General features: G+C 63.9%; 13 protein-coding genes, 5 tRNA genes, 2 rRNA genes and 3 pseudogenes (1 of these 23 running past the window's edge). All 23 read right to left on the bottom strand.

What is annotated here, in order from left to right:
* Window positions 1–545 precede the first annotated feature (545 nt).
* On the bottom strand, window positions 546–1,802 hold the full coding sequence (locus AAG689_RS24265; RefSeq protein WP_406624129.1) for a tyrosine-type recombinase/integrase: 1,257 nt from the start codon (window positions 1,800–1,802) through the stop codon (window positions 546–548).
* 183 nt (window positions 1,803–1,985) lie between these two features.
* Window positions 1,986–2,061, bottom strand: a tRNA-Phe gene (locus AAG689_RS24260).
* 72 nt (window positions 2,062–2,133) lie between these two features.
* A complete protein-coding gene (locus tag AAG689_RS24255; protein ID WP_406624128.1) occupies window positions 2,134–2,817 on the bottom strand; it encodes a response regulator in 684 nt (227 codons plus the stop codon).
* 38 nt (window positions 2,818–2,855) lie between these two features.
* Window positions 2,856–5,144, bottom strand: a complete 2,289-nt coding sequence (locus AAG689_RS24250) for an ATP-binding protein (RefSeq protein ID WP_406624127.1) — start codon at window positions 5,142–5,144, stop codon at window positions 2,856–2,858.
* Window positions 5,141–5,737 carry a DUF4390 domain-containing protein gene (locus AAG689_RS24245; RefSeq protein ID WP_406626401.1) on the bottom strand — a complete coding sequence of 199 codons (597 nt, stop codon included), beginning with the start codon at window positions 5,735–5,737 and terminating at the stop codon, window positions 5,141–5,143. Before AAG689_RS24245 ends, AAG689_RS24250 begins: the two co-directional genes overlap by 4 nt.
* Window positions 5,738–5,771: 34 nt before the next feature.
* A pseudogene (rsmB, locus tag AAG689_RS24240) lies at window positions 5,772–7,117 on the bottom strand (16S rRNA (cytosine(967)-C(5))-methyltransferase RsmB).
* Complete coding sequence (locus AAG689_RS24235; RefSeq protein ID WP_406624126.1) at window positions 7,114–7,647, bottom strand: LemA family protein; 534 nt, start codon at window positions 7,645–7,647, stop codon at window positions 7,114–7,116. Before AAG689_RS24235 ends, rsmB begins: the two are co-directional and overlap by 4 nt.
* Window positions 7,648–7,747: 100 nt before the next feature.
* Complete coding sequence (rpoC, locus tag AAG689_RS24230; protein WP_406624125.1) at window positions 7,748–11,983, bottom strand: DNA-directed RNA polymerase subunit beta'; 4,236 nt, start codon at window positions 11,981–11,983, stop codon at window positions 7,748–7,750.
* Between the two features lie 113 nt (window positions 11,984–12,096).
* Window positions 12,097–16,221 (bottom strand): DNA-directed RNA polymerase subunit beta, encoded by a 4,125-nt coding sequence (rpoB, locus tag AAG689_RS24225; protein WP_406624124.1) that lies wholly within the window; start codon window positions 16,219–16,221, stop codon window positions 12,097–12,099.
* A gap of 276 nt (window positions 16,222–16,497) precedes the next feature.
* On the bottom strand, window positions 16,498–16,878 hold the full coding sequence (rplL, locus tag AAG689_RS24220) for a 50S ribosomal protein L7/L12 (protein ID WP_020228525.1): 381 nt from the start codon (window positions 16,876–16,878) through the stop codon (window positions 16,498–16,500).
* 49 nt (window positions 16,879–16,927) lie between these two features.
* Window positions 16,928–17,434 (bottom strand): 50S ribosomal protein L10, encoded by a 507-nt coding sequence (gene rplJ / locus AAG689_RS24215; RefSeq protein WP_024001406.1) that lies wholly within the window; start codon window positions 17,432–17,434, stop codon window positions 16,928–16,930.
* 236 nt (window positions 17,435–17,670) lie between these two features.
* Window positions 17,671–18,366, bottom strand: coding sequence for a 50S ribosomal protein L1 (rplA, locus tag AAG689_RS24210; protein ID WP_020228523.1), 696 nt, complete (start codon window positions 18,364–18,366; stop codon window positions 17,671–17,673).
* Window positions 18,367–18,797, bottom strand: a pseudogene (gene rplK / locus AAG689_RS24205) (50S ribosomal protein L11).
* Window positions 18,798–18,919: 122 nt separating this feature from the next.
* Window positions 18,920–19,510 (bottom strand): transcription termination/antitermination protein NusG, encoded by a 591-nt coding sequence (gene nusG, locus AAG689_RS24200; RefSeq protein WP_406624123.1) that lies wholly within the window; start codon window positions 19,508–19,510, stop codon window positions 18,920–18,922.
* On the bottom strand, window positions 19,510–19,893 hold the full coding sequence (gene secE / locus AAG689_RS24195) for a preprotein translocase subunit SecE (RefSeq protein ID WP_020228520.1): 384 nt from the start codon (window positions 19,891–19,893) through the stop codon (window positions 19,510–19,512). Before secE ends, nusG begins: the two co-directional genes overlap by 1 nt.
* An 85-nt stretch (window positions 19,894–19,978) precedes the next feature.
* Window positions 19,979–20,054: transfer RNA gene (locus tag AAG689_RS24190), tRNA-Trp, on the bottom strand.
* 11 nt (window positions 20,055–20,065) lie between these two features.
* Window positions 20,066–21,256 (bottom strand): elongation factor Tu, encoded by a 1,191-nt coding sequence (gene tuf, locus AAG689_RS24185; RefSeq protein WP_020229922.1) that lies wholly within the window; start codon window positions 21,254–21,256, stop codon window positions 20,066–20,068.
* Between the two features lie 76 nt (window positions 21,257–21,332).
* Window positions 21,333–21,407, bottom strand: a tRNA-Thr gene (locus AAG689_RS24180).
* Between the two features lie 39 nt (window positions 21,408–21,446).
* A tRNA-Gly gene (locus AAG689_RS24175) sits at window positions 21,447–21,520 on the bottom strand.
* 51 nt (window positions 21,521–21,571) lie between these two features.
* Window positions 21,572–21,657 (bottom strand) — tRNA-Tyr (locus tag AAG689_RS24170).
* Between the two features lie 74 nt (window positions 21,658–21,731).
* Window positions 21,732–21,848 (bottom strand): annotated as a pseudogene (locus tag AAG689_RS24165) (MerR family DNA-binding transcriptional regulator); the annotation flags it as partial.
* A 131-nt stretch (window positions 21,849–21,979) separates the two neighbouring features.
* A 5S ribosomal RNA gene (gene rrf, locus AAG689_RS24160) occupies window positions 21,980–22,092 on the bottom strand.
* Window positions 22,093–22,217: 125 nt separating this feature from the next.
* Window positions 22,218–24,741, bottom strand: a 23S ribosomal RNA gene (locus AAG689_RS24155) (it continues 352 nt past the right edge of the window).

The following is a 24,741-nucleotide window of genomic DNA, read 5'->3' as shown; positions in this document are numbered from 1 at the left end:
GGTCTTCATTGGTGGGTTTGTAGGTAGTTGATTCCAAGTATTTCTAGTTCGAAAAAGGTTCTTCCCGTTACGTCACAGGCTCCGGAGCCTCCCCGCCCAGCGCCTCAAAAGTCCGTCAATTCCCGACAGTGAAAGCGGCCCTGCAGCGCCCCGCAAGCCCGCGCCAGGCTTGGCGGTGTACCCATACGGCAACCCCGGCGAAATCAACGCACGAAGCCAGCAGGCGAGGCGGGGCTTCGGTGGCGCGCTGCGGGGTTGCGTGGTTGTACGCCTGGGGCGAGCCTGCAGGCCCGCCAGCAGGGGGCGGCGCAGCAGTGCATAGGGTGAGGACCCGGCTACCGGGCCTCGCTGTGCGGGCGTTCTGGTGCGTTCTAGAGGGGGTGCGTTTTTTCGCACTGGCACGCGTGCAGCGTGCAGCACGCACCTAGTGTGCATCGCGCCCTGACCACGTGCATCCTGGGTGCGTGGCACCCGGTCATCCCGTGTCGCAGCGGGTCATGGCAAGCCCTGGCGGGGCCTGCGCCCTGGCCAAGCCGGCACCGGGGTCACCGCGCAGGCACGTCCGCCCGCAGCTCGTCGAGGTAGTCAGCCCAGCGCTGCATCATGGCCACGCGCTCCGCGACGAACTCGGTGCGGTTGTAAGCGCGGCCGAGGCTGTCCTTTACGGAGTGCGCCAGCTGCGCCTCCACCACCGTCTCCGCGACGCCCAGGCGCTCTACCAGCATCGTGCGGGCGGTCGCCCGGAAGCCGTGGCCCGTCACCTCATCCGCGCTGAACCCCATGGCACGCAACGCAGCGTTGATGGCGGCATCGCTCATAGGCCGTGCATGGGTCCGCTCGCCGCGGAACACCATGACGCCGCGGCCGGTGACAGGCTGCAGCTCTTCCAGGATCGCGACGGCCTGGTGCGCCAGCGGCACCAGATGCGGCTTCCCATACAGCTTCCCCGCCTTCTCCCGCTTCATCCGTGCTGCAGGCACTGCCCACATGGCGCCCGCCAGATCGATCTCCGACCACTCGCCCTGCCGCAGCTCGCCGGGCCGCAGCAGCAACATCGGCAGCAGCTTGAGCGCAGCGGTTACCACGGGAGTGCCACGGTAGGAGTGGATCGCACGCAGCAACGTGCCCAAGCGCTGCGGCGATGTGATGGCAGGGAAGTGCTTCACCATCGGCCGACGCAGTGCATCTTTCAGGTCGCGCGCGGGGTCGCTCACGATTCGGCCCGTGGCCACGGCATACCGGAACACCTGGCCGCAGTTCTCCAGCGCTCGATGCGCGGTCTCCACCACGCCGCGCCCCTCCACGCGGCGCAGTACCGCCAGCACCATCGGCGGGGTGATGGAGATGATGGGCTGGGCACCGAGCCACGGGAAAACGTCTGCCTCCAGCCGGCGCATGATCTTCTGGCCGTATGACGGCGACCAGTCTTCCCGGCGGGTCTCGTACCACTCCCGCGCAATCTGCTCGAAGCTGTCCTGCGGTGGCAGCCCGGCGGCTTCGCGCGCTGCATCCGCTTCGGTGACCTGTGCCTGCGCCTTGGATGCCTTGCGCGCATCGCTCGGGTCGATCCCCTGAACGATCAGCGCCCTCGCCGCATCCCGCTTCTCGCGGGCAGCCTTCAAGGACGTTTCGGGGTATGTGCCCAGCGAGAGCCGCTTCTCTACGCCTGCAAGCCGGTACTTCAGGCGCCACCACTTGCCGCCGCTGGGGGCAACTTCCAGGTACATGCCCTGGCCATCGGTCAATTTCTGGGTTTTGGGACCAGGAAGAGCGCGACGGATTGCAGTGTCTGTCAGAGGCATTGGGGACAACTTTTGGGGGCAGCTCGCCCGAATCTAGCAGTTGCCCCCAAAGTTGCCCCCACAAGTGGCTGGCTTGCCATGGACAACCATGGACGCGCATGGACAAAAAAATCCCTAAGCGCTTGATTCGCTTAGGGATTTTTGCATCTGCTGGACGCCTGTGGACGTCTGCAGATAGGTGATTGGTGGCCTGGGACGGAATCGAACCGCCGACACAAGGATTTTCAATCCTCTGCTCTACCGACTGAGCTACCGGGCCAGAGCCTCAAATTATATGCTGAAAAACAGTCCATCCGAAATCAGGACGAAAATTTTCGTGAAATCACCCGACTTATCCGCTGCGCTTGCCGCGGCCCAGGTCCACGCCCAGCTGGCGCAGCTTGCGGTAGAGGTGCGTGCGCTCCAGGCCGGTCTTTTCGGCGACGCGGGTCATGGAGCCACCTTCACGGGCCAGGTGGAATTCGAAATAGGCCTTCTCGAATCCGTCGCGCGCCTCGCGAAGAGGGCGGTCGAGGTTGAAGCCCTGGTGCGACAGCGGTCCCGGCTCGCTCATGGCCACTACGGGCTGCACCACGGGCTCGGTGCCGACGGGGGCGGGACCCGAAGGTGACGCAGCCACAGGCGCTGGCGCCGCCTGCTGGGGGCTGGGCATGCTGCGCGCCAAGCCCTGCTCCACGGCCTTGAGGAGCTTTTGCAGGGTGATGGGCTTTTCGAGGAACGAGAACGCGCCGATGCGGGTGGCTTCGACGGCGGTGTCGATGGTGGCGTGGCCGCTCATCATGATGACGGGCATGGTGAGCGCGCCCGCGGTGGCCCACTCCTTGAGGAGGGACACGCCGTCGGTGTCGGGCATCCAGATGTCGAGCAGCACCAGGTCATACGTGCCGGCAAGGCGGGCGCTGCGTGCCTGCGTGGCATTCTCGGCGAGGTCTACGCTGTGTCCCTCGTCGTTCAGGATTTCCGACAACAGATCCCGGATACCCAGTTCGTCGTCCACCACCAGAATGTTTGCCATGTGTTCAGTGCGCTCTTGCTGCCTATGCGGCGGTGTTGTCAATGCGCAACCGCCAGCCCAGGGGCGAATGATAGCGACACTTGGGCGCCCATCACCACGCCGTTTTCAATGCGATTGGCCAGGTCGATACGGGCGCCATGCTCGTCGGCGATTTTCTTGACGACCGCCAAGCCCAGGCCTGTTCCGCGGGGCTTGGTGGTCACGTAGGGCTCGAAGGCGCGTTGCAGGATGTGCGCCGGGAATCCCTGCCCGCAATCCGAGACGGCAAGACGCACGCGCTGCGACGATCCGCTCCAGCGCGTGGCGATGCGCACAGGCCGGGGCGGCTTGCCGCCCTGTTCCGCTGCCTGCTGCGTGGCATCCTGCGCGTTCTGCAGGAGGTTGTGCACCACTTGGCGCAGTTGCTGTGCGTCGCCGGCGATGGACGGGCACTGGGGGTCGAGTTCCGCCTCGACCGGCACGGTGGCATTTTCCGCGCCATAGAGTTGCAGCACGTCGGCCACCAGGGCGTTGAGATCCAGCGGGTGCAACTCCGCCGCCGGCAGGCGCGCGTAATCGCGGAATTCGTTGACCAGGCGCTTCATGGCATCCACTTGGTCCACTATGGTCTTGACGGATTTGGCGAGCATGGCCTGCTCGGCCTCGGGCAGCTTGCCGTCGAGCTTGAATGCAAGGCGCTCGGCCGAGAGCTGGATGGGGGTGAGCGGGTTCTTGATTTCGTGCGCCAGGCGGCGTGCCACCTCGCCCCAGGCCTGGGCGCGCTGGGCGGAGACGATTTCGGAGATGTCGTCGAACACCAGCAGCCGTGCGTCGTCGGGCAGCTCGGCGCCGCGGGCCACGAGGCTGGTGCCCTGCGCCGCGACGCCGCCACCCGCGCCGTGCAGCTCGAACGGGTGTTGCCAGTGGTCGAGGCTGTGCTGGTCACGGTCGAGCTGGAAGGTGTCGAACTGCCGCTGCACCGCTGCGGCGAAGTCCGCCAGGCCCGGCACGTCCGCCAGTGCGCGGCCTTCGTAGGCGGCCAGCGGTGCGCGCAGGATGCGCGTGGCGCCTGGGTTGGAGGAGCGGATGACGCCCTGCGCGTCGAGCACGATGACGCCGGCCGTCAGGTTGTCCAGGATGGTCTGCAGGCGGCCGCGCGCGTCGTCGAGTGCGCCCATGCTTTGCAGCGCGGCAGCTCGTGCATCCGCCAGCTGCTGGGTCATGAGCGCGAACGAGCGCGTGAGGCCGCCCAGCTCGTCGCGGCTTTGCAGCGCGGCCTTCGGCGCCAGGTTGCCCGCGGCGACCTCGCGCACGCCATCGGCCAGCACCAGCAGCGGCCGCGCGATCTGGTGGCCCAGCAGCACGGCAAGCAGCACGGCGCCGAACACGGCCAGGAACAGCGCCAGGGTCAGCGTGCCGATGTACATGCGCCGCAGGCCGCCGCGTGCCAGCGCACGCTCCTGGTATTCGCGGTTGGCCTCCTGCACGGCGATGGCGTTGGCGACCAGCGCCTGCGGCAGGGGCAGCGTGGCCTGCAGGAAGCGCGGCTCGGCCAGCAGGCCCACGCCCGGACTTTGCACCACGACCAGGGCGCGCACCCGCGCGTTGTCCGCGGCCTGCGGGTCGGTGATGTCGTCCAGCCCCTCGATCTGGAACGTGGCGCGCTGCTGGCGCGCGTTGCGGAACTGCTGGATACCAGGACGTTCGGGGTTCAGGCTGAAGCGGGATTGGCCCGCGCTGGCCAGGGGCTGGCCCGACGCGCTCCAGAGCACGAGGTCGGTGGCGCCGAGCTGGTCGCGCATGCGCTCGAGCACCAGCCCCGCGGCCGCGTCCGGCACCTGGGCGAGCTGGCTGCTGGCAGTGCGTGTCTTGGAGGCGAGGTCGCCGGCGATGGTGTCCAGCGTGACACGCGCCAGGCTCACGCCCGCCGAGAGCGCGCCCTCCACCCGCACGTCGAACCAGCTTTCGATGGAGCGCGACACGAACTGGTAGGAAACCACATAGATCAGCAGCCCCGGCACTACGCCAACCAGGCCGAAGATGCCCGCCAGCTTGACGAGCAGACGACTGCCGAAGCGCCCGCGCTTGAGGCGCACGCCCAAACGCACCGCGCCCCAGACCAGCACCGTGAACAGCACCAGCGCCACCAGCACGTTCACGCCCAGCAGCCAGGTGAAGTTGCGCTCGTACAGGGCCCGGTTGTTGGTGGCCTGGGTGAGCAGGAACAGCAGCACCAGGCCGATGGCGCACATCAACCCCACGCCCATACCCAGCGCCCAGCGCACGGCACGGGTGCGGCTGGCGGCCCTGCGCGCGGAGCCGGCGGGGCGATGTTCGTCTGCGTTCATTGCGCGCCTTCCGCCGTGCGTTCCAGCGCAGGCGCGCGCATGCTGCGCGCGAGTTGCAGCGTCCAGCCGGACCGGCCTACGGCGCCGATCTGCATGGGGCGCGGCAGCTGCGACATGTCCAGCCGGAACTGGAAGTTCACCAGGTAGGACGCATCGTCGTCGAGCACCCCCTCGTCGGCGATCTTCCAGCGTGCGATGCGCTGCATGGCCGAGAGCGCCTCGGACAGCTCCTCGAAGTTCTGCCCGAGCGACACGCCAAGGCCGCTGGCGGAAAACGGCGTGGACGATTGCGCCAGCCGCCAGCGGCGCGTGAGCGGCTGGTAGCTCAGGCGCAGGTAGCGGGCCGCACGCGCCACGACCTTGTCGGACCAGTACCAGCGTTGGCGCAGCACCTCGGCCTCGGTCACGAAGTACATGGAGATGCCTTTGTAGAGCGCGTCCTCCACCAGGTTCGGCAGCTCCAGGGGCAGCGCGGCCGTGAGGAACAGGCCCTCGGCCGTGTGTTCGAGCTGCATGTCGGCAATGTCCCCATGGACTTGCGCCCGCACGGGCGGCGCCAGGAAGACCAGCAGGGCCGCCAGGCAGAGCAGCAAGGCCGGCACCCATCGGCGCCGGCGTGCGCCCCCCTCAGGCGGCCTTGTGCAGCAGTGCGTAGAAGAAACCGTCGTGCTCACCCGCAGCATTGTCCCCAAGCGCACCTGCCTTGTCCGGATTGGCGGGCAATAAATGGCCCGGAGAAGGTGCCAGGTGCGCATCGGTGTTGTGCGCAAGAAACGCCTGAACCTGCTCCTGCCCCTCGGCGCGGAACACGGAACAGGTGCAATAGAGCAGCCGCCCGCCGGGCTTGAGCAGGGGCCAGAGCGCGCCCAGCAGCCGCGCCTGCAGCACGGCGAGCTGGGCGACGTCGCTCTCGCGCCGCAGCCAGCGCACGTCCGGATGGCGGCGCACGATGCCCGAGGCGGTGCAGGGCGCATCGAGCAGGATGGCGTCGAACAGCTGGCCGTCCCACCAGTCTGCGGGCACGCCCGCGTCGGCCACGCGCACGTCGGCCTGCAGCCGCAGGCGGCGCAGGGTGTCGTGGATGCGGGCGGCACGGGCGGCGTCCATTTCGAGCGCCGTGACCTGCCAGGGCGCACCCAGGGCCTGCGCCCACTCCAGCAGATGGGCCGTCTTGCCGCCGGGCGCGGCGCAGGCGTCGAGCAGGCGCAGGGGCTGGCGCGCATCCAGCCCTTGAGCAGCAAGGGCGCGGCCATCTGCGCGGCGGCGTCTTGCACGGAGACCACGCCGTCGGCAAAGCCCGGCAGTTGCGCCACGGGCAGGGGCCGGCGCAGCACCACGCCGCTGTCGCCGGCCGGATAAGCTTCCATATTGATAGCTGCCAGCGCTTGACAGTATTGCGCTGGAGTGCTTTTTGACTTGGAAACACGCAGCGCCATGGGTGCCTGCGCGTTGTTGGCCTGCAGAATCTGCTGCCACTGCCGGGGGTGGTCGCGGCGCAGGCGGGCGATCCACCAGGCCGGGTGGTTCCATAGGGCCACTTCGTCGCGGTCGGTGGCAGCCACCAGTGCGTCGCGCTCACGCAGGAAGCGCCGCAGGCAGGCGTTGACGAAGCCGGCCTGGGCGCGGGTGGCCGGGCTGCGCTTGGCGGCCTCGACGGCTTGGCTGACCAGCGTGAACGGTGCATAGGGCGCCTGCTCCGGGTTCCAGGCCAGGGCCAGCGCAGTGCACAGAAGCGCGTCCACGCGGGCCGGGGGCTGGCGCGGCGCCAGCACTCGGCGCAGGGCCTGTGCGCGGCCCAGGTGGCGCAGCGCCTGGAACAACAGGGCCTGCACGCCGGGGCGCAGAGCGGCATCCACAGTGTCCAGTGCCGCCGTTCCGGACTGGCCGGATCGCACGGCCTGCAGGGCCGCGGCCGTGGCGTCGAGCAGCACCCACAGCGCTGGCGCTGGCGTTGGAGAGGGAGAAGCGGTCACAGCGGTTGCGCCTTCTTGAAGCCGAACAGCCACGCCAGCAGGCTGGCCGGGAACTGCGCGATGCCCTGGTTGTACTGCGCCACGGCCGTGTTGAACTGCTCCAGCGCCGTGGCGCTCTGCAGGGCCAGTTGTTCGCGCTGGCGGATCCAGGGCGCAAGGGCGTCGGGCACATCGGGAGCGGCGGCTTCGCGCACCACGGCCTGCCAGGCGGCCTCCAGTACGTGGACGCCCGCAGACAGGGCGGCGGCGGCTTCGGCATCCAGCGGCCGGGCTCGCGCCACGGCCAGCGAGGCGCCGAACTGCGTGGTGGCCGCGCCCAGGGCCGCATGCGTGTCGGCCCCCGGCGCACGCGGCCCCTCCACGGCGCCGCGCGCCGCCTGGTATTCGCCCATCAGCGCGATCAGCCGCACCATATAGGTGTCCAGGCCGCCGAAAGCCTGCAGCGCAGCCGAACGCAGGCGGATGAGCCGGTTGTAGGCGCCCACCGCCCAGAACAGCAGCAGTGCCAGCAGGAGCCAGGTGGTCACCATTTCACGAATCCAAAATAAAGAAGCTCCCGCTTCGCCGGTAGGGCGCAACGGGAGCGTTCAGGCGCCCGTACTGGCAAGCAGCACGGGTGGCATGGCAGGCTTAGTCGGCGGCCGCGTCGGCACCGCTGCCGTCGATCTCGGCCGTGGCATCGTCCGCGCCCACGCCCGCCAGTTCGGCGGCTTCGGCATCGGCGATGGCGCGGCGCTCGGCCTCGTCCATGGCGTCCTTGGCCTTGCGCGCCTGGTGGTAGGCCAGGCCCGTGCCGGCGGGGATCAGGCGGCCGACGATGACGTTCTCCTTCAGGCCGCGCAGCTCGTCGCGCTTGCCCATGATGGCAGCCTCGGTGAGCACGCGGGTCGTTTCCTGGAACGACGCGGCGGAGATGAACGAATCGGTGGACAGCGACGCCTTGGTGATGCCCAGCAGCACGTTGGAGTACGTGGCCGGGATCTTGCCCTCGGACTGCAGCGCCTCGTTGGTGTTGAGGATCTCCGAGCGCTCGACCTGCTCGCCGGCGATGTAGGTGGACTCGCCCGGGTTCTCGACCACGACGCGGCGCAGCATCTGGCGCACGATCACCTCGATGTGCTTGTCGTTGATCTTCACACCCTGCAGGCGGTACACGTCCTGCACCTCGTCGACGATGTAGCGCGAGAGCTCCTCGATGCCCAGCAGGCGCAGGATGTCCTGCGGGTCGGCCGGGCCGTCGACGATCAGCTCGCCCTTGTTGACGACCTGGCCTTCGTGCACCAGCACGTTCTTTTCCTTGGGCACGAGTTCGTCCCACACCTTGCCGTCCGGGTCGGTGATCTGCAGGCGCACCTTGCCCTTGGTCTCCTTGCCGAACGACACGGTGCCGGTGATCTCGGCCAGCATGCCCTTGTCCTTGGGGCTGCGGGCTTCGAACAGCTCGGCCACGCGCGGCAGACCGCCCGTGATGTCGCGGGTCTTCTGGCCTTCGACGGGGATGCGGGCCAGCACTTCGCCAGGGCCCACTTCCTGGCCGTCGCGCACCTGGATCAGCGCGCCCACCTGGAAGCCGATGGTCACCGAGTGGTCGGTGCCGGGGATCTTCACTTCCTGGCCCTGTGCGTCGATCAGCTTGACCTGCGGGCGCACCACCTTGGCGGAGCCGCGGCGCTTGGGGTCGATCACGACCAGCGTGGACAGACCCGTGACCTCGTCCACCTGCTTGGCGACCGTGAGGCCTTCCTCGACGTTCTCGAACTTCACCTGGCCGGCGAATTCCGTGATGATGGGTCGCGTCAGCGGGTCCCAGTTGGCGAGGATGGTGCCGGCCTTGATCTGCTGGTCGGCCTTCACCGTCAGCGTCGCGCCGTAGGGCACCTTGTGGCGCTCGCGCTCGCGGCCGTGCTCGTCGTGGATGACGATCTCGCCGGAACGCGCGATCACCACCAGCTCGCCCTTGGTGTTGGTCACGTAGCGCATCGTGGCATTGAAGCCGATGATGCCGTTGGACTTGGCTTCCACGCTCGATGCCACGGCCGCACGCGATGCCGCGCCGCCGATGTGGAACGTGCGCATGGTCAGCTGCGTGCCGGGCTCGCCGATGGACTGTGCGGCGATCACGCCCACGGCCTCGCCGAGGTTGATCAGGCCGCCGCGGCCCAGGTCGCGGCCGTAGCACTTGGCGCACAGGCCGAAGCGGGTCTCGCAGGTCAGCGCGGTGCGCACCTTGACCTCATCCACGCCGACGGCTTCCATGCCCTCGATCGTGTCCTCGTCCAGCAGCGTGCCGGCGGCCACGACCACCGAGCGGTTCTCGGGGTGCAGCACGTCCTCGGCTGCCACGCGGCCCAGGATACGGTCGCGCAGCGACTCGATCACCTCGCCGCCCTCGACGATGGCGCGCATCAGCGAGCCGTTGGAGGTGCCGCAGTCTTCCTCGGTCACGACCAGGTCCTGCGTCACGTCCACCAGGCGGCGCGTGAGGTAGCCGGAGTTCGCGGTCTTCAGCGCCGTGTCGGCCAGGCCCTTGCGGGCGCCGTGGGTGGAGATGAAGTACTGCAGCACGTTCAGCCCCTCGCGGAAGTTCGCGGTGATGGGCGTCTCGATGATGGAGCCGTCGGGCTTGGCCATCAGGCCGCGCATGCCGGCGAGCTGGCGGATCTGCGCCGCGCTACCGCGCGCGCCGGAGTCGGCCATCATGTAGATGGAGTTGAACGACTCCTGGTCCACCTGCTTGCCATGGCGGTCCTCGGTCTTCTGGACCTTGAGCTGGTCCATCATCACCTTGGACACGTCGTCGCCCGCCTTGCCCCAGATGTCCACCACCTTGTTGTAGCGCTCGCCCGACGTGACCAGGCCGGAGACGTACTGCTGCTCGATCTCCTTCACCTCGGCCTCGGCGCGGGCCAGGATCTCGGCCTTCTGCGGCGGCACCAGCATGTCGTCGATCGCCACGGAGAAGCCCGCGTGCGTTGCCAGCCGGAAGCCGTTTTGCAGCAGCTTGTCGGCGAACACCACGGTTTCCTTCAGGCCGCAGCGGCGGAAGCTGGCATTGATGAGCTTGGAGATTTCCTTCTTCTTGAGCGCCTTGTTCAGGTTCGAGAAGGCCAGCCCCTTGGGCAGGATCTCGGACAGCAGCGCGCGGCCCACGGTGGTTTCGACGAGCGCGGTCTCAGGCTCGAACTCGCCCGTGTCCTTGTCCCTGTTCCACTCGGTCAGACGCACGTTGATCTTGGCGTGCAGCTCCACCTGGCCCGCGTCGAGCGCGCGCTGGACTTCACCGATGTCGGCGAACACCATGCCCTCGCCCTTGCCGTTGATCTTGTCGCGGGTGGCGTGGTAGAGGCCCAGCACCACGTCCTGCGAAGGCACGATGGAGGGCTCGCCCGAAGCGGGGAACAGCACGTTGTTCGATGCCAGCATCAGCGTGCGCGCTTCGAGCTGCGCCTCCACCGACAGCGGCACGTGCACGGCCATCTGGTCGCCGTCGAAGTCGGCGTTGAACGCCGCGCAGACCAGCGGGTGCAGCTGGATGGCCTTGCCTTCGATCAGGATCGGCTCGAAGGCCTGGATGCCCAGGCGGTGCAGCGTGGGAGCGCGGTTCAGCATGACCGGATGCTCCTTGATGACCTCTTCGAGGATGTCCCACACCACGGGCGTGCCGGCTTCCACTTCCTTCTTGGCGGCCTTGATGGTCGTGGCGATGCCCATCTGCTCCAGGCGGGAGAAGATGAACGGCTTGAACAGCTCCAGCGCCATCAGCTTGGGCAGGCCGCACTGGTGCAGCTTGAGCGTCGGGCCCACGGTGATGACCGAGCGGCCCGAGTAGTCCACGCGCTTGCCCAGCAGGTTCTGGCGGAAGCGGCCGGACTTGCCCTTGATCATGTCGGCCAGGGACTTCAGCGCGCGCTTGTTGGCGCCCGTCATGGCCTTGCCGCGGCGGCCGTTGTCCAGCAGGCTGTCCACGGCTTCCTGCAGCATGCGCTTCTCGTTGCGCGCGATGATCTCGGGCGCCTTCAGCTCCAGCAGGCGGCGCAGGCGCGAGTTGCGGTTGATGACGCGGCGGTACAGGTCGTTGAGGTCCGACGTGGCGAAGCGCCCGCCGTCCAGCGGCACCAGCGGACGCAGGTCCGGCGGCAGCACGGGCAGCACGTCCAGGATCATCCACTCGGGCTTGATGCCGGACTTCTTGAACGCTTCGAGCACCTTCAGGCGCTTGGCATTCTTCTTGACCTTGACCTCGGAGCCGGTCAGGTCGCCGCGCAGCTTCTCGATCTCCAGCTCGATGTCGATGGACTCCAGCAGGTCCTTGATGCCCTCGGCGCCCATCTTGGCGACGAACTCGTCACCGTACTCCTTGCGCTTGGCGTCGTAGTCGTCCTCGCTCATGATGCCGAACTTCTTCAGCGGGGTCATGCCGGGGTCGGTGACCACGTAGGCCTCGAAGTACAGCACGCGCTCGATGTCGCGCAGCGTCATGTCGAGCACCAGGCCCAGGCGGGAGGGCAGCGACTTCAGGAACCAGATGTGCGCGCAGGGCGCGGCCAGGTCGATGTGGCCCATGCGCTCGCGGCGCACCTTGGTCTGCGTGACTTCCACGCCGCACTTCTCGCAGATCACGCCGCGGTGCTTCAGGCGCTTGTACTTGCCGCACAGGCACTCGTAGTCCTTGATGGGGCCAAAGATCTTGGCGCAGAACAGGCCGTCGCGTTCGGGCTTGAACGTGCGGTAGTTGATCGTCTCGGGCTTCTTCACCTCGCCGAAGGACCACGAGCGGATCTTCTCGGGCGAGGCCATGCCGATCTTGATGGCATCGAAGTGCTCGTCGGGCGTGAATTGCTTGAACAGGTCGAGTAGCGATTTCATGTGACTCTTTCCTTTTCGTCAAATTTCATAGCTGGTTGCGCTTGCCAGCATTGGTCTTGAGCGCGAAAATGCCCTCAAACCCTTGCCAGCCAAGCGCAAGCAGCTCACTTTTTTTAAGAACGCTCCAGTTCGATGTCCAGGCCCAGGGAACGGATTTCCTTGACCAGCACATTGAACGATTCCGGCATGCCGGCTTCGATGGCGTGTTCGCCCTTGACGATGTTCTCGTACACCTTGGTACGGCCCTGCACGTCGTCGGACTTCACGGTCAGCATTTCCTGCAGCACGTAGGCGGCGCCGTAGGCCTCCAGCGCCCACACTTCCATCTCGCCGAAACGCTGGCCGCCGAACTGGGCCTTGCCGCCCAGCGGCTGCTGCGTGACGAGCGAGTACGGACCCGTGGAGCGGGCGTGCATCTTGTCGTCCACCAGGTGGTGCAGCTTCAGGTAGTGCATGTAGCCGATGGTCGTCGGGCGCTCGAACTGCTCGCCCGTGCGGCCGTCGTACAGGTAGGCCTGCGTGCGCGTGGGCGTCAGGCCCTTGCGCTCGGCTATGTCGTCCGGATAGGCCAGTTTGAGCATGTCCTTGATCTCGGCCTCGGAAGCGCCGTCGAACACGGGCGATGCGAAGGGCACGCCCGTGGTCAGCTCGCGCGCCATGGCAACCACTTCCTCGTCGCTCAGCAGCGACAGGTCTTCCTTGCGGCCGCGGGAGTTGTAGACCTCTTCGAGGAACTTGCGCATCTCGGCCGCCTTGGCCTCGCGCTGCAGCATGTCGCCGATGCGCTGGCCCAGGCCCTTGCCGGCCCAGCCCAGGTGGACTTCAAGCACCTGGCCGATATTCATGCGCGAGGGCACGCCCAGCGGGTTGAGCACGATATCGGCGGGGGTGCCGTCGGCCATGTAAGGCATGTCCTCGACCGGGACGATCTTGGACACCACACCCTTATTACCGTGGCGGCCGGCCATCTTGTCGCCGGGCTGCAGGCGGCGCTTGACGGCCAGGTACACCTTGACCATCTTCAGCACGCCCGCGGGCAGCTCGTCGCCTTGCGTGAGCTTCTTGCGCTTTTCCTCGAAAGCCAGGTCGAACTCATGGCGCGTCTGCTCCATGGCGTTCTTCATGGATTCGAGCTGCGTCGCCACCTCTTCCTCAGCGGGGCGGATGTCGAACCAGTGGAACTTCTCCACGCTGGAGAGGTAGGCCTTGTCGATCTTCGTGCCCTTGGCGAGCTTCTGCGGGCCGCCGTTGGCCACGCGGCCGTTGAGCAGCTTCTCGATACGGTCGAAGGCGTCGGCCTCGACGATGCGCAGCTGGTCGTTCAGGTCCAGGCGGAAGCGCTTGAGCTCATCGTCGATGATCTGCTGAGCGCGCTTGTCGCGCTGGATGCCTTCGCGGGTGAACACCTGCACGTCGATCACGGTGCCCGACGAGCCCTGGTCCACGCGCAGCGAGGTGTCCTTCACGTCCGAAGCCTTCTCGCCGAAGATGGCGCGCAGCAGCTTCTCTTCGGGCGTGAGCGTGGTCTCGCCCTTGGGCGTGACCTTGCCGACCAGCGTGTCGCCGGGCTGCACTTCGGCGCCCACGTAGATGATGCCGGACTCGTCCAGGCGGTTCAGTTGCTGTTCTGACAGGTTCGGGATGTCGCGCGTGATTTCCTCGGCGCCCAGCTTGGTGTCGCGGGCCATCACCACCAGTTCCTCGATATGGATCGAGGTGTAGCGGTCTTCGGCCACCACGCGCTCGCTGATCAGGATCGAGTCCTCGAAGTTGTAGCCGTTCCAGGGCATGAACGCGATCAGCATGTTCTGGCCGATGGCGATCTCGCCCAGGTCGGTCGATGCGCCGTCGGCGATCACGTCGCCCTTGGCCAGCACGTCGCCCTTCTTGACGATGGGACGCTGGTGGATGTTGGTGTTCTGGTTGGAACGCTGGTACTTGATGAGGTTGTAGATGTCCACACCCACCTCGCCGGCCACAGCTTCCTTGTCGTGCACGCGCACCACGATGCGGGTCGCGTCCACGTAGTCCACCACGCCGCCGCGCTTGGCCGTCACCACGGTGCCGGAGTCCACGGCCGCCACGCGCTCGATGCCCGTGCCCACCATGGGCTTCTCGGGGCGCAGCACGGGCACGGCCTGGCGCGACATGTTGGCGCCCATCAGCGCGCGGTTCGCGTCGTCGTGCTCCAGGAAGGGCACGAGCGATGCGGCCACCGACACGATCTGCGCGGGCGACACGTCCATGTACTGCACGCGGTCGGCGGAGACGAGCGTGGAGTCGCCCTTCTCGCGTGCCGACACCAGGTCGCCCGTGAGGCGGCCCTCGGCATCCAGCGTGGCGTTGGCCTGGGCGATGATGTACTTGCCTTCCTCGATGGCCGACAGGTAGTCGATCTCCATCGTCACCTTGCCGTCCACCACGCGGCGATACGGCGTCTCGATGAAACCGTATTCGTTCAGGCGCGCGTACAGGGCCAGCGAGTTGATCAGGCCGATGTTCGGGCCTTCGGGCGTTTCGATCGGGCAGACACGGCCATAGTGCGTGACGTGCACGTCGCGCACCTCGAAGCCGGCGCGCTCGCGCGTCAGACCGCCCGGGCCCAGCGCGGAGACGCGGCGCTTGTGCGTGATCTCGGCCAGCGGGTTGGTCTGGTCCATGAACTGCGAGAGCTGGGACGCGCCGAAGAACTCCTTCAGGGCCGCGGAAATCGGCTTGGAGTTGATCAGGTCGTGCGGCATCAGCGGCTCTTGCTCGGCCTGGCCCAGGCGCTCCTTCACGGCCTTCTCGATACGTGCGAGACCGGTGCGGTACTGGTTCTCGGCCAGCTCGCCCACGCAGCGCACGCGGCGGTTGCCCAGGTGGTCAATGTCGTCCACTTCGCCGTTGCCGTTGCGCAGGTCCACCAGGATCTTGACCACGGCCAGGATGTCCTCGTTGGACAGCACCATGGGGCCGGTGGATTCGTCGCGGCCGATCTTGGCGTTGAACTTCATGCGGCCGACGCGCGACAGGTCGTAGGTGTCGGGGTTGTAGAACAGGCGCTGGAACAGGGCCTGCACCGCATCTTCGGTCGGCGGCTCGCCGGGGCGCATCATGCGGTAGATGGCCACGCGGGCGGCGAACTCGTCCACCGTTTCGTCGATGCGCAGGGTCTGCGACATGTAGGCGCCCTGGTCGAGTTCGTTGGTGTAGATGACCTGCAGGTCCTGCACGCCGGCGGCGCGCAGCTTCTTGAGCAGTGCCTCGGTCAGCTCGTCGTTGGCCTTGGCCAGGATTTCGCCCGTGTCGGAATCGACGATGTTGCGGGCCACCACGCGGCCGATGAGAAAGTCCTCGGGCACGCTGATGTGCGTGGTGCCGGACTGTTCCAGTTCGCGCGTGTGGCGGGCCGTGACGCGCTTGTCCTTGGCCACGATGACCTTGCCCGACTTGTCGGTGATGTCGAAGCGGGCCACCTCACCGCGCAGGCGCTCGGGCACGAACTCCAGCTGCGCGCCGCTGTCCATCAGGCGGAAGTTGTCGTTGACGAAGAAGTTCGCCAGGATCGACTCGGGGTTCAGGCCGATGGCCTTGAGCAAAATCGTCACCGGCATCTTGCGGCGGCGGTCGACGCGGAAGTACAGGATGTCCTTCGGGTCGAATTCGAAATCGAGCCACGAGCCGCGGTAGGGAATGATGCGGGCGCTGAACAGCAGTTTGCCCGAGCTGTGCGTCTTGCCCTTGTCGTGCTCGAAGAACACGCCGGGCGAACGGTGCAGCTGCGAGACGATCACGCGCTCGGTACCGTTGATGATGAACGAGCCCTTGTCGGTCATCAGGGGCACCTCGCCCATGTAGACCTCCTGCTCCTTCACTTCCTTGACCACCTTGGATTGCGAGGTCGAGGACTCACGGTCGTAGATGATGAGCTGCACCTTGGCGCGCACGGCCGAGGCGAAGGTCAAGCCGCGCGTCTGGCACTCACGCACGTCGAACGCGGGCCTGGCCAGGTTGTACTCGACGAACTTCATCTCCACGAAGCCGTTGTGCGAGACGATGGGAAACGCGGAGTTGAAGGCGGCCTGCAGTCCCTCGATGGAACGCTTCTGGGGCGGTGTTTCAGCCTGCAGGAAGGCGGTGTAGGCATCCTTCTGCATTTGCAGCAGATAGGGAACCGTGAGCACGCTGTCGCGGCTGCCGAAACTCTTGCGGATCCGCTTGCGTTCGGTGTAGCTGTACGTGGATGTTTGGGCCATGAGATCTCCGGGCAAAGACATGACAATGGGGTCTTCGACGATTGCCCCACAAGGAAGCCACCTTGCGGGCTTGGCGGTTGGCCACTACCAACCATGGCGGACGGCGATGCGTTGCACATCGCCCGGACCAAGGCGTCTTCCGCGGTCGGAATGGGTCAGAAGACACTAGAAAACAGCCCCAAGGCCGCTTTCTGGTGTGCTCTGGAATATCGATTCCATAAGCACCAAAGGCTGGAGGCCTTTCGCAAGACCTCCAGCCCGGCAGGACCAGCCTGATTACTTGAGCTCGGCCTTGGCGCCTGCGTCCACCAGCTTCTTGACAGCGGCTTCGGCGTCGGCCTTGGGCAGGGCTTCCTTGACGTTCTTGGGAGCGCCGTCCACCAGGTCCTTGGCTTCCTTGAGGCCCAGGCCGGTGATTTCGCGCACTGCCTTGATGACGGCAACCTTGTTGGCGCCGGCTTCGGTCAGCACCACGTTGAATTCGGTCTTTTCTTCGGCAGCAGCAGCGCCGCCGCCGGCAGCGCCGCCAGCAGCGGGAGCGGCCATGGCGGCAGCGCTCACACCAAACTTCTCTTCAATGGCCTTCACCAGGTCATTGAGTTCCAGGACCGTCATGCTGTCCAGTGCGGTCAAGAATGCGTCTTTATCGAATGCCATTTTGATTTCCTAACAATTGGTTTTAAGAGGGGACGTCTGCGTGCGCTATTTAAGCGGCAGCAGGTTCGCCTTCGCCTTTCTTGGTCGCCAGGGCGCCCAGCACCACGGCGGTGCGGGAGATCGGCGACATCAGCAAGCCACACAGCTGAGCCAGCAGCACTTCCTTGGAAGGGATGTTGGCCAGTTGCTTCACGCCGTTCACGTCCAGGGCCTTGCCGCCGAAAGCGCCGCCGCGAATCACCAGCTTGTCGTTGGTCTTCGCGAAATCGGCCACCACCTTGGCGGCGGCCACAGCGTCTTCGGAGAAGCCGTAGATCAGAGGACCGGTCATCTGGTCGGCCACCACGTCGAACTGGCTACCTGCCACAGCACGGCGCGCCAGGGTGTTCTTCAGAACACTCAGGCTCACACCCTTGCTGCGTGCATCCACGCGCAGTTTGGTCATGTCGGCCACCGTGATGCCACGGTATTCCGCGATCACGAGCGTTTGAGCTTTAGCGGCGAGGCTGGTCACTTCATTGATGACCGCTTCTTTCTCACTGCGATTAAGACTCAAGGTCTACTCCTTCATATGCGCTACCCCAGGACAAGTCCTTTCGTGCGCGCTCTTGGTTTGCAGCGACCAACTGTTTCGGAACTTCCATTCCATCAGCAGCGGGATCGCCATCTGCGTTGGCTCCAGCGGATTTAAGGACACTCCTCCTGCCCGCCAACGGTCTTGGATGGCCCGGCGCATCGCTGCGCCGGCCCACCACCGAAGCACCCTTATGGGTACTTCAAGATCTCATGCCATCACGCCGAGATGGATTGGGTGTCCACGCGCACGCCCAGGCCCATGGTCGACGACACCGCCACCTTGCGCAGGTACACACCCTTGCTGGTCGCGGGCTTTGCCTTGTTCAGCGCTTCGATCAGTGCCGCCAGGTTGCCCTGCAGCTTGTCGTTGTCGAACGAGCGGCGGCCGATCGTGCTGTGGATGATGCCGGCCTTGTCCACGCGGAACTGCACCTGACCTGCCTTGGCGTTCTTCACGGCCGTCGCCACGTCGGGCGTCACGGTGCCAACCTTGGGGTTGGGCATCAGGCCGCGCGGGCCCAGGATCTGGCCCAGCGTGCCCACCACGCGCATGGCATCCGGCGCGGCGATAACCACATCGAAAGGCATGTCGCCAGCCTTCACCTGGGCAGCCAGGTCATCCATGCCAACCACGTCTGCACCAGCAGCCTTGGCTTCTTCAGCCTTGGCACCTTGAGCGAACACAGCGACGCGGGTGGTCTTGCCGGTGCCATTGGGCAGCACCACAGCGCCACGCACCACTTGGTCGGACTTCTTGGCGTCCACGCCGAGCTGCACCGCCACGTCGATGGACTCGTCGAACTTGGCCGTCGCAGCTTCCTTCACCAGGGCCAGTGCCTCGGGGAAGGGATACAGCTTGGTGCTGTCGACCTTGCCCTGCAGGGCCTTTTGCTTCTTGGTCAGCTTAGCCATTTACAGACCCTCCACCGTCACGCCCATGGAACGGGCGGAGCCGGCCAGCGTGCGCACTGCGGCGTCCACGCTGGCAGCGTTCATGTCCTTCATCTTGGTCTTGGCGATTTCCTCCAGCTGGGCACGGGAGATCTTGCCGACCTTGGTGCTCATCGCATTGGACGAGCCCTTCTCCAGCTTGATGGCCTTCTTGATCAGCGTCGTCGCAGGCGGCGTCTTGATGATGAAGGTGAAGCTCTTGTCCGCGAAAGCCGTGATGACCACGGGCAGCGGCAGGCCAGGTTCCACACCCTGGGTCTGGGCGTTGAAAGCCTTGCAGAACTCCATGATGTTGAGGCCACGCTGGCCCAGTGCCGGACCGATCGGGGGGACGGATTGGCCTTACCAGCTGGCACTTGCAGCTTGATGAAGCCGACGATTTTCTTCGCCATGGTTGCTCCTTACGGGTACAGCGCCCAGCCTTGCAGCCAAGCTCCCCGGGGTTTATCGACTCTTGATAATTCAGCGCCGCACCGAGCCGGACAAGTGCGGGCGCAAATTTTGCAGTAGAGGCTCAGGTCTTCTCGACCTGGCTGAATTCAAGCTCCACCGGGGTGGAACGGCCAAAGATCATGACCGACACACGCAGGCGGCTCTTCTCGTAGTTGACTTCTTCCACGGAGCCATTGAAATCCGTGAATGGGCCTTCCTTGACACGCACGAGCTCGCCTACCATGAACTCCACCTTGTGGCGCGGCTTGTCGGTGCCCTGTTCCATCTGGCTCACGATCTTCTGGACTTCCTCTTCGGAAATCGGAGCCGGACGGTTCTTGGCACCGCCCACGAAGCCGGTCACCTTGCTGGTGTGCTTGACCAAGTGCCATGTGTCGTCGTCCATCACCATTTCGACGAACACATAGCCCGGGAAAAGTCTGCGCTCCGTGGTCTTGCGCTGGCCATTCTTCATCTCTACGACCTCTTCGGTCGGTACGAGAATGCGCCCAAACTTCGCCTGCATGCCCGCGCGAGCGATCCGCTCCTGGATGTTGCGCTCCACCGCCTTTTCCATGCCGGAGTAGGCGTGGACGATGTACCAGCGCATATCGGATGCACCCGCCACATCGGCCGGGGGCAGTGCGCTATTCATTTCTACTCCGTCCACCATTACTTCCTCCAGCCCAGAATGAGGTCATACAACACCCATTCCAGCGTTTTGTCCGTCAGCCAGAGAAAGAGCGCCATCACCACCACGAACGCAAACACATACCCCGTCATCTGCAGGGTTTCCTTGCGCGTAGGCCAGACGACCTTCTTCACTTCACGCCATGCATCACGGGCAAAGCCGATGAACTGGCGCCCCTGCTCCGACACCAGGAACACGGCTGCAGCAGCCACCAAGCCGACGATCAACGCCGACCATTGCACCAGCACCCCCTGCTTGCTCAGCAGGTAGAAGCCGGCGACGGATGCAAGAACGAGCGCCACGGCAGCAAACAGCTTTGCCTTGTCCGCGCCGGTGGAAACCGTTTCAACCTGAGAAGTGGCCATATGACGAGAAATCCTGACTTCGATCAGCGCCGCACAAGACGCCGAAGCCCGCCAGAGGCTGGCGGGCTTGCTGTACCACGCTATGTGGCAGGGGCAGTAGGAATCGAACCTACAACCTTCGGTTTTGGAGACCGACGCTCTGCCAATTGAGCTATACCCCTAGATCCCTTGATTACGCAATGATCTTAGCCACGACGCCGGCGCCGACGGTACGGCCGCCTTCACGGATGGCGAAGCGCAGGCCTTCTTCCATGGCGATGGGGTTGATCAGCTTGACGGTGATCGACACGTTGTCGCCGGGCATCACCATTTCCTTGTCCGCGGGCAGCTCGATGGAGCCGGTCACGTCGGTGGTGCGGAAGTAGAACTGGGGACGGTAGTTGTTGAAGAAGGGGGTGTGGCGCCCGCCCTCGTCCTTGGACAGAACGTACACCTCGGCGGTGAAGTGCGTGTGCGGCTTGATGGAGCCGGGCTTGCACAGCACCTGGCCGCGCTCGACGTCTTCGCGCTTGGTGCCGCGCAGCAGCAGGCCCACGTTGTCGCCGGCCTGGCCCTGGTCGAGCAGCTTGCGGAACATTTCCACGCCGGTGACGGTGGTCTTTTGCGTGTCGCGGATGCCGACGATTTCGATTTCTTCGCCGACCTTGATGATGCCGCGCTCGACACGGCCCGTGACCACGGTGCCGCGGCCGGAGATGGAGAACACGTCTTCCACGGGCATCAGGAAGGCGCCGTCGACGGCGCGCTCAGGCGTGGGGATGTAGGTGTCCAGGGCTTCGGCCAGGCGCAGGATGGCGGGTTCGCCCTTGTCGGACTGGTCGCCTTCGAGGGCCAGCTTGGCGGAGCCGCGGATGATGGGGGTGTCGTCGCCGGGGAAGTCGTACTTGTCCAGCAGTTCGCGCACTTCCATTTCGACGAGTTCGAGCAGCTCTTCGTCATCGACCATGTCGCACTTGTTCAGGAACACGATGATGTAGGGCACGCCCACCTGGCGGGCCAGCAGGATGTGCTCGCGCGTCTGGGGCATCGGGCCATCGGCGGCCGAGCACACCAGGATGGCGCCGTCCATCTGGGCGGCACCGGTGATCATGTTCTTGACGTAGTCGGCGTGGCCGGGGCAGTCCACGTGGGCGTAGTGGCGCGAGGCGGTCTCGTACTCGACGTGCGAGGTGTTGATGGTGATGCCGCGGGCCTTTTCTTCGGGGGCGTTGTCGATCTGGTCGTAGCCCTTGGCTTCGCCGCCGAACTTCTTGGCCAGCACCGTGGCGATGGCTGCCGTCAGCGTTGTCTTGCCATGGTCCACGTGACCGATCGTGCCCACGTTCACGTGGGGCTTGGTACGTTCGAACTTACCTTTTGCCATCTTTTCGACTCCGAAAAAATCTACACCAACACGACAAATATTGATGCACCCCTAACGGAGACGCACCCTTGAAATTTGGTGCCCATGGCGGGAATCGGACCCGCGACCTCTCCCTTACCAAGGGAGTGCTCTACCACTGAGCCACATGGGCATGCGGAGCAAAGCTCCTCAATACGCAACAACAAAATTGTGGAGCGGGAGACGGGAATCGAACCCGCGTCATTAGCTTGGAAGGCTAGGGTTCTACCATTGAACTACTCCCGCGAAACCGATGCCTGCGCAAGCGTGATCCAACGCCTTCATCGCTCACAATTCTGGTGGAGGGGACTGGATTCGAACCAGTGTAGGCGTAAGCCAACAGATTTACAGTCTGCCCCCTTTAGCCACTCGGGCACCCCTCCGAAGAATTCATGAGTATAGCAGCTTTTCAGCGCATAAGGAAGAGCTAGCCAACTTTCTTTGCAGTACAAGTCACGCGTCCCCCTGACCCGGCGCGTTCGGGCTGCAGGAGGCCCATGTCCTCGTAAAAGCGCATGGCGCGCGTGGTGAGGTCGAACTCTTTGGCGAGGTCGCTGATGGAGTAGGTGGCCATGGGAGCGGAGCGGGAGGGCATGGAAGGCGTATTGACGTGGACGTCAACGCCGATGCTACAGCACCGATACGCCCCGTAAAGCAAAACGCCCCCCTGCACGTAGGTACAGGGGGGCGGTTTGGGCTGTAAGAGCCTGACGATGACCTACTTTCACACGGGAACCCGCACTATCATCGGCGCGAAGTCGTTTCACTGTCCTGTTCGGGATGGGAAGGAGTGGTACCAACTTGCTATGGTCATCAGGCATAACTTGGTGCTGCTGCGGCGCGATGCCACAGCGGCGAATTCATAGAGTCGACTCTTTAACTTGATTGCGTGCTTGGCATAACTAGTCATGAACTGCGCCTGTGGATGGGCAGTCAAAGTTATAGGGTCAAGCCGCACGGGCAATTAGTACTGGTTAGCTCAAGCGCTTGCACGCCTTCCACACCCAGCCTATCAACGTCGTGGTCTACAACGACCCTTCAGGGGGCTCGAGGCCCCGGCAGATCTCATCTTGAAACGAGTTTCCCGCTTAGATGCTTTCAGCGGTTATCTCTTCCACACTTAGCTACTCGGCGATGCCACTGGCGTGACAACCGATACACCAGAGGTGTGTCCACTCCGGTCCTCTCGTACTAGGAGCAGGCTTCCTCAAATCTGCAGCGCCCACGGAAGATAGGGACCAAACTGTCTCACGACGTTTTAAACCCAGCTCACGTACCTCTTTAAATGGCGAACAGCCATACCCTTGGGACCGACTACAGCCCCAGGATGAGATGAGCCGACATCGAGGTGCCAAACACCGCCGTCGATATGAACTCTTGGGCGGTATCAGCCTGTTATCCCCAGAGTACCTTTTATCCGTTGAGCGATGGCCCTTCCATACAGAACCACCGGATCACTATGTCCTGCTTTCGCATCTGCTCGACTTGTCAGTCTCGCAGTTAAGCACGCTTATGCCATTGCACTATCGTCACGATGTCCGACCGTAACTAGCGTACCTTCGAACTCCTCCGTTACACTTTGGGAGGAGACCGCCCCAGTCAAACTGCCTACCATGCACTGTCCCCGATCCAGCTAATGGACCTAGGTTAGAACCTCAAACGCACCAGGGTGGTATTTCAACGTTGGCTCCATGAGATCTAGCGACCTCACTTCAAAGCCTCCCACCTATCCTACACAGATCCGTTCAAAGTCCAATACAAAGCTACAGTAAAGGTTCATGGGGTCTTTCCGTCTTTCCGCGGGGAGATTGCATCATCACAAACATTTCAACTTCGCTGAGTCTCAGGAGGAGACAGTGTGGCCATCGTTACGCCATTCGTGCAGGTCGGAACTTACCCGACAAGGAATTTCGCTACCTTAGGACCGTTATAGTTACGGCCGCCGTTTACTGGGACTTCAATCAAGAGCTTGCACCCCATCATTTAATCTTCCAGCACCGGGCAGGCGTCACACCCTATACGTCCACTTTCGTGTTTGCAGAGTGCTGTGTTTTTATTAAACAGTCGCAGCCACCGATTTTTTGCAACCGCTTTGGGCTCCCTTTGTACAAGTTCACCTACTTGCGGCATACCTTCTCCCGAAGTTACGGTATCAATTTGCCGAGTTCCTTCTCCTGAGTTCTCTCAAGCGCCTTAGAATACTCATCTCGCGCACCAGTGTCGGTTTGCGGTACGGTCGTCAATAGCTGAAGCTTAGTGGCTTTTCCTGGAAGCAGGGTATCACTCACTTCGTGTGCAAGCACACTCGTTATCACCCCTCATCTCAGCCCGGCGGATTTGCCTACCGGGCACGACTACAGGCTTGAACCAACATATCCAACAGTTGGCTGAGCTAACCTTCTCCGTCCCCACATCGCACTATTGATCGGTACAGGAATATTGACCTGTTTCCCATCAGCTACGCATCTCTGCCTCGCCTTAGGGGCCGACTCACCCTACGCCGATGAACGTTGCGTAGGAAACCTTGCGCTTACGGCGAGCGGGCTTTTCACCCGCTTTAACGCTACTCATGTCAGCATTCGCACTTCTGATACCTCCAGCATCCATTACCAGACACCTTCACAGGCTTACAGAACGCTCTCCTACCACGCACAGTAAACTGTGCATCCGCAGCTTCGGTAACTGGCTTAGCCCCGTTACATCTTCCGCGCAGGACGACTCGATCAGTGAGCTATTACGCTTTCTTTAAATGATGGCTGCTTCTAAGCCAACATCCTGACTGTTTTAGCCTTCCCACTTCGTTTCCCACTTAGCCAATTTTAGGGACCTTAGCTGGCGGTCTGGGTTGTTTCCCTCTTGAGTCCGGACGTTAGCACCCGGTGCTCTGTCTCCCAAGCTGTACTCTGCAGTATTCGGAGTTTGCCTTGGTTTGGTAAGTCGCCATGACCCCCTAGCCAAAACAGTGCTCTACCCCCGCAGGTAATACTTGAGGCACTACCTAAATAGTTTTCGGAGAGAACCAGCTATTTCCAAGTTTGTTTAGCCTTTCACCCCTATCCACAGCTCATCCGCTAGTTTTGCAACACTAGTCGGTTCGGACCTCCAGTACCTGTTACGGCACCTTCATCCTGGCCATGGATAGATCACTTGGTTTCGGGTCTACACCCAGCGACTGAACGCCCTATTCGGACTCGATTTCTCTACGCCTCCCCTATTCGGTTAAGCTCGCCACTGAATGTAAGTCGCTGACCCATTATACAAAAGGTACGCCGTCACCCCTAAGGGCTCCGACTTTTTGTAAGCATGCGGTTTCAGGATCTATTTCACTCCCCTCCCGGGGTTCTTTTCGCCTTTCCCTCACGGTACTGGTTCACTATCGGTCGATGATGAGTATTTAGCCTTGGAGGATGGTCCCCCCATGTTCAGACAGGGTTTCTCGTGCCCCGCCCTACTTTTCTCTAGCTCAG

The organism is Acidovorax sp. SDU_ACID1 (assembly GCF_045291395.1).
Lineage (GTDB): Bacteria > Pseudomonadota > Gammaproteobacteria > Burkholderiales > Burkholderiaceae_C > MR-S7.
The sequence above is the reverse complement of the archived record's forward strand: the minus strand, read 5'-3'. Positions and strand labels throughout refer to the sequence as shown.

Bases quoted from the DNA above. Each gene is read 5' to 3' on its own strand.
- rpoC (WP_406624125.1), bottom strand. From the start codon at position 11,983: ATGAAATCGCTACTCGACCTGTTCAAGCAATTCACGCCCGACGAGCAC.
- rplA (WP_020228523.1), bottom strand. From the start codon at position 18,366: ATGGCTAAGCTGACCAAGAAGCAAAAGGCCCTGCAGGGCAAGGTCGAC.
- tuf (WP_020229922.1), bottom strand. From the start codon at position 21,256: ATGGCAAAAGGTAAGTTCGAACGTACCAAGCCCCACGTGAACGTGGGC.
- rpoB (WP_406624124.1), bottom strand. From the start codon at position 16,221: ATGGCCCAAACATCCACGTACAGCTACACCGAACGCAAGCGGATCCGC.
- rplL (WP_020228525.1), bottom strand. From the start codon at position 16,878: ATGGCATTCGATAAAGACGCATTCTTGACCGCACTGGACAGCATGACG.
- nusG (WP_406624123.1), bottom strand. From the start codon at position 19,510: ATGGTGGACGGAGTAGAAATGAATAGCGCACTGCCCCCGGCCGATGTG.
- AAG689_RS24265 (WP_406624129.1), bottom strand. From the start codon at position 1,802: ATGCCTCTGACAGACACTGCAATCCGTCGCGCTCTTCCTGGTCCCAAA.
- AAG689_RS24250 (WP_406624127.1), bottom strand. From the start codon at position 5,144: ATGAACGCAGACGAACATCGCCCCGCCGGCTCCGCGCGCAGGGCCGCC.
- secE (WP_020228520.1), bottom strand. From the start codon at position 19,893: ATGGCCACTTCTCAGGTTGAAACGGTTTCCACCGGCGCGGACAAGGCA.
- AAG689_RS24255 (WP_406624128.1), bottom strand. From the start codon at position 2,817: ATGGCAAACATTCTGGTGGTGGACGACGAACTGGGTATCCGGGATCTG.
- AAG689_RS24235 (WP_406624126.1), bottom strand. From the start codon at position 7,647: ATGGTGACCACCTGGCTCCTGCTGGCACTGCTGCTGTTCTGGGCGGTG.